The sequence below is a fragment of the Rhizobacter sp. P2_H2 genome (genome assembly GCF_056403375.1).
The window spans coordinates 1-5,108 of sequence record NZ_JBFUFP010000341.1 but is presented as its reverse complement, the minus strand read 5'-3'; the positions used below and the strand labels follow the sequence as shown (position 1 = coordinate 5,108).

Here is a 5,108-nt window from a genome sequence, read left to right as displayed (position 1 = left end):
GCGCGACCCGATGCAGCCGCCGGCCGCGGCCGTGCCGGCCGCGAGCGCCGACGCGCCCCGCGACGCCGCGGACGAGTCGCCTCATCACATCACCGTGGTCGGCACCACCCGCCATGTGGTGCACCGGGGCCGCCGGCTGTCGGTGGGCGACCTGCTGGGCGGCAGCCGCATCGAGCGCATCGATGACGACGCCGTCTGGCTGCGCGACGCGCAAGGGCTGCGCCGCGCACCGCTGTATCCCGGCGTCATCCGCCGCCCCACCGCCACCTCGATCCCCACCTCCTCGCCGCCTCAGGCACCGAATCGACCGCCCGCAAAGGATCTCCCACCATGAACCCGTCCCCTGCAGTACTGCGGCAGCGCCGCACGGGCCCGCGTTGGGCGACCCTGCTGTCCGGCTTCGCCACCGCCATCGCACTCTCCGGCTGTGCCGACCAACCGCTGCGCACCGCCAGCCCGAACGCCAGCCTGCAGGCCGAGCTGGCGGCCGCACTGGCGCAGCGCCCGCCTTCGACCGCGGTCTCGACGCCCGACACACCGGTGCCGCCAGCACCACCGGCCCGACCCGCGGCACCRCTGCCGCCACCCGAAGCCCGCTTCGACCTGATCGTCAATGGCGCCCAGGTGCGCGACGTCTTCCTGTCGCTGGTCACCGATTCGCGCTACAGCATGCTGATGCACCCCGATGTGGGCGGCACGATCTCGGTGACGCTGAAGGGCGTGACGATGCGCGAGGCGCTCGAATCGCTGCGCGAGGTCTATGGCTACGACTACAGGATCGACGGCCGGCGCGTCACGGTGTTCCCACCGACGCTGCAGACGCGCATCTTCATGGTGAACTACCTGCACACGCAGCGCAGCGGGCGCAGCGACATGCGCATCAGCTCGGGCGCCCCGCCGGCGAACGGCGATGGCAGCAGCGGCACCGGCAACGGCAACAGCGGCGGCACCGCGTCGAACGGCAGCCGTTCGCGCGGCAGCGACACCGAGGGCAGCCAGGTGTCGACCACCTCGAAGAGCGACTTCTGGACCGAGACCACCGAGGCGCTGCGCGCGATGGTCGGTACGGCGGCCGGCCGCAACGTGATCGCGAGCCCGCAGTCCGGCACGATCGCCGTGCGTGCGATGCCCGACGAATTGCGCCAGATCGAGTCCTTCCTGCGCAGCACGCGGCTGTCGATCGAGCGCCAGGTGATGCTCGAGGCGAAGATCATCGAGGTCGAGCTGCGCGACGGCTTCCAGAGCGGCATCGACTGGTCGGTGCTGCGCAGCCGCTTCTCGATCGGCCAGAGCAGCGGCAGCGCCGGCAATGCGCTGGTCGGCAACGGCAACGGCCTGCCGACACTCGCCAGCGGCACCACGGCGGCGCTGGCCGATGTCGTCGGCCTGCCGATCTCCGGCAGCGGTGCGAGCGGCCTGGCGCTCGCGAGCGGCGGCTTCCAGTCGATCCTCGGCTTCCTCGAGACGCACGGCGACGTGCAAATCCTGTCGAGCCCGCGCGTCGCGACGCTGAACAACCAGAAGGCAGTGCTGAAGGTGGGCACCGACGACTACTTCGTCACCAACGTGTCGGGCGGCAGCATCACCACCGGCACCTCCACCAGCACCGGCACGACGACGATGCCGACGCTGACGCTCACGCCGTTCTTCTCGGGCATCGCGCTCGACGTGACCCCGCAGATCGACGAGGCCGGCATGGTCACGCTGCACGTGCATCCGTCGGTGACCTCGGTGGTCGAGAAGACCAAGCAGATCGATCTCGGCACCATCGGCAACTACCGGTTGCCGCTGGCCTCCAGCAGCGTCAACGAGACCGACACGGTGGTGCGCATCCCCGACGGCGCGATCGTCGCGATCGGCGGGCTGATGCAGGTGGAGTCGTCGCGCCAGAGCTCGGGCCTGCCGGGTGCGAGCAGCAATGCGATCACCGGCACGCTGTTCAACAACCGGGTGAACGCCGGCCGCAAGAAGGAGCTGGTGGTGCTGATCAAGCCGACCATCATCCGCGGCCCCGAGGACTGGCTGCGCATCACCGAGCAGAGCCGCGCGGCGCTCGACGAGATCGAAGGCCAGCGCCGCGTGATCACGCTCGACGGTTCGACGAACAAGCCGGGCACACGTTGAGCCCACCCGTTGCGTTGGTTTGCAATGGTTTGCAATCCTGACGAGTGCCTCTCGCCGATCTGCATGCTCTCTCCAAAGTTGCTGGTCAGCATTCACCTGCCAGTCAAGCGAACCCAGGCAATCGGGCCTGTTCGCAAGACCCAGTCGTTCGAGGTGATTCCACCGGTCGGCGTCGCTGGCAACAACCGCCTTTCAAAGGAAGTCCCCATGAAGAAGCAAGCTGGTTTCACCCTCATCGAACTCACGATGGTCATCGTCATCCTGGGCGTGCTGGCCGTGACGGCGCTGCCGAAGTACATCGACATGAAGAAGGACGCGCAACAGGCGGCTCTCAACGCCATGGCCGGCAGCCTGAGTGCGGCCTCCGCCATCAACTACGCCGCCAAGAAGGCCGGCAACACGGCGGCTGTTCCTGTCGCGAACTGCTCGACGGTCTCCACCCTCCTGCAAGTTGCCATGCCGACCAACTACACCATCACGGCCGCAGCGGTGACGACCGATGCGACCGTGACATGCGTTCTCAAGGACTCGAACAACACTGCGCTGACAGACGCCAACTTCTCGGCCATCGGCACCTGAACCATGCGCGGCCGGCTTGTCGAAGCGGGCTTCACCCTGATCGAACTGGTCATGGTGATCGTCATCACCGGCACGCTGGCCGTCTTCGCCCTCCCCCGCCTGGTCGACACCAGTTCGTGGCGCCTGCGGGCCTTCAGCGACCAGCTGCAAGGCCAGTTGCACACCGCGCAGCGCCTCTCGCTGACCCAGCGCCGCCCGGTGATCGCGACGATCACCGCCACCGGCGCGAGCTTCGCCTACGTCAGCGGCAGCACCCTCGCCGCGCTGCCCTGCCCATCGGCCGTCGCGAACTGCATCGCCGGATCCGGCACGCGCACCATCACCTTCAACGCCGGCAACTCCGGCCAGGCCCTCACCTCCACCGGGGCGGCGCTGACCGTCACCGTGAGCGGTGACGGCTACACCAGCGCCTTCACGGTCGAGAACGACACCGGCGCGCTGCACTGAGTCTTCGGCACGTCGCAGCCCGCGGGACAAGCCCTGTCCCGCCCGAGCGGGTTTCACCTGAGTTTTCGCGCCTCGGCGAAGTGGCTACATTGCCTTCCCGGTCTCGACTCGGGACCTGCATGAAGGAGACCCGGCCATGGCGTTCATCCTCACCCGTTCTTTGCAGCACGCCTTGCTGCTCGGCCTCGGACTCGGCTTCAGCGCCACCGCGCTCGCCGCGCCGCCCAAGGTCGTGACCACCGCGAACTCCGACCCGCAGTGCTTCGCGCCGTGGAGCACCACGACCAAGCTGTTCCAGTACCCGGCCAAGAAGGGCCCGTACCGCGTCGCGCTCGCCAACGGCTACATCGCCAACACCTGGCGCATCCAGATGATCAAGACGGCCAAGGCCTATGCGGCGCAGCCCGAGGTGGCGGCGAAGCTGAAGGAGTACAAGGTCGTCTCGACCGGCGAAGACGTGGCCGCGCAGATCGCCGCGATCAACAACTTCATCGACTCGGGCTTCGACGCGATCGTCGTCAACGCGCAGAACCCTGCCGCCTTCAAGCCGGTGATCAAGCGCGCGAACGATGCCGGCGTGGTGCTGGTCGCGTTCGACAACATCCTCGACACCGAGGAGGSGATCAACGTCAACGTCGACCAGAAGGGCCTGGGCACCTACTGGGGCCAGTGGCTGATCAAGAACACCCCCAACGGCGGCAAGGTGCTGGAGGTGCGCGGCGTGTCGGGCACCTCGGTCGATCGCGACCGGCACGACGGCATCCAGGAAGCGCTGAAGGCCTCCGGCAAGAAGTGGGAGACCATCGAGGTGATCGGCAAGTGGGACGACCCCACGTCGCAGAAGGTCACGGCCGATGCGATCGCGGTGCACAAGAAGTTCGACGCGATCACCGCGCAGGGCGGTGACACCGGCGTCGTGCAGGCGATGCTCGACGCCAAGCACCCGATGGTGCCGTTCGCCGGCGAGACCGAGAACGGCTTCCGCAAGTTCTGCGCGAAGTACGCCGGGCAGGGGCTGAAGTGCGCCTCGGGCGGCACCGGTCCGGCACAGGTGGCGGTCGCGATCAAGGTGGCGATCGCGGCGCTCGAGGGCAAGGTGCTGCCGCAGTCGATCAAGCTGCCGCTGTCGACGGTGGAGGAACCGGGCTTCAAGGACGGCGCCAACTTCTACGCGACGCAGTCCGACAACTTCTTCGTCGGCAACGCGTTCCCGACCTGCGGCATCAATTTCACGGCCCAGGAGATCATGGGCCAGTCCGAAACGAATAAGTAAGCGCCCCCCAGTCGCTGCGCGCTCCTGCCCCCAAGGGGCGCCACCCTGCGGCCGGGCAAAGCCGGTTCCGCGGGCGTTGCTTGATCAGGTCCTTTGCCAATGAGCCTTCTTGAGATTCAGGCGATCAGCAAGCGTTACGGGGGAGTGCACGCGCTGCAATCGGCCGACCTGCGCGTCGAGGCCGGCCGCATCCACGCGATCCTCGGCGAGAACGGGGCCGGCAAATCGACGCTGATCAAGCTGATCGCCGGCGTCGTCGCGCCCGACGAAGGCCGCATGCTGCTCGACGGCCAGCCGGTCACGTTCGCATCGCCCGCAGCGGCCAACACCGCCGGCATCACCTGCGTGTTCCAGGAGCTGTCGCTGATCCCCGACCTCTCGGTGGCCGACAACCTCTTCATCAGCCAGCCGCCGCGTCATTTCGGCCGCTTCGGCCTGATCGACCGCCGCACGCAGCGCCGCCAGGCCGAAGCGGCGCTCGCGCGCGCTGGTGCCGCCGACATCCACCCGCTCGCGCTGGTGAAGGACCTCTCGCTGTCGCGCCGGCAGATGGTCGAGATCGCGAAGGCGCTGGCGCGCCGGCCGCGGCTGCTGATCCTCGACGAGGCCACGTCGGCGCTGACCGCCGCCGATGTCGGGCGGGTCTACGCGGTGCTGAAGCAGCTGCGCGCCGACGGGCTCGCGC

At 68.3% G+C, this 5,108-nt stretch carries 6 protein-coding genes; all 6 read left to right on the top strand.

The genetic code is table 11. From position 1 onward, the window contains the following. Nucleotides 1-334 (top strand): hypothetical protein (locus AC1D15_RS17415; protein ID WP_477826961.1); only part of this gene is annotated, 334 nt, incomplete at its 5' end. Then, nucleotides 331-2,124, top strand: a complete 1,794-nt coding sequence (locus AC1D15_RS17410) for a secretin N-terminal domain-containing protein (protein WP_477826960.1) — start codon at nucleotides 331-333, stop codon at nucleotides 2,122-2,124. The genes AC1D15_RS17415 and AC1D15_RS17410, both read left to right, overlap by 4 nt. Nucleotides 2,125-2,187: 63 nt before the next feature. Continuing rightward, a complete protein-coding gene (locus AC1D15_RS17405; RefSeq protein WP_477826959.1) occupies nucleotides 2,188-2,703 on the top strand; it encodes a type II secretion system protein in 516 nt (171 codons plus the stop codon). 3 nt (nucleotides 2,704-2,706) lie between these two features. Next, a complete protein-coding gene (locus tag AC1D15_RS17400; protein WP_477826958.1) occupies nucleotides 2,707-3,150 on the top strand; it encodes a pilus assembly FimT family protein in 444 nt (147 codons plus the stop codon). A 136-nt stretch (nucleotides 3,151-3,286) separates the two neighbouring features. Continuing rightward, entirely contained in the window at nucleotides 3,287-4,423 is a 1,137-nt protein-coding gene (locus AC1D15_RS17395; protein WP_477826957.1) for a sugar ABC transporter substrate-binding protein, read from the top strand. A gap of 99 nt (nucleotides 4,424-4,522) precedes the next feature. Next, nucleotides 4,523-5,108: ATP-binding cassette domain-containing protein (locus tag AC1D15_RS17390; RefSeq protein WP_477826956.1), on the top strand; the 586-nt coding region annotated here is incomplete at its 3' end.

Excerpts from the sequence above, each read along its gene's own strand:
- AC1D15_RS17400 (WP_477826958.1), top strand. The coding sequence starts at position 2,707 with ATGCGCGGCCGGCTTGTCGAAGCGGGCTTCACCCTGATCGAACTGGTC.
- AC1D15_RS17405 (WP_477826959.1), top strand. The coding sequence starts at position 2,188 with ATGCTCTCTCCAAAGTTGCTGGTCAGCATTCACCTGCCAGTCAAGCGA.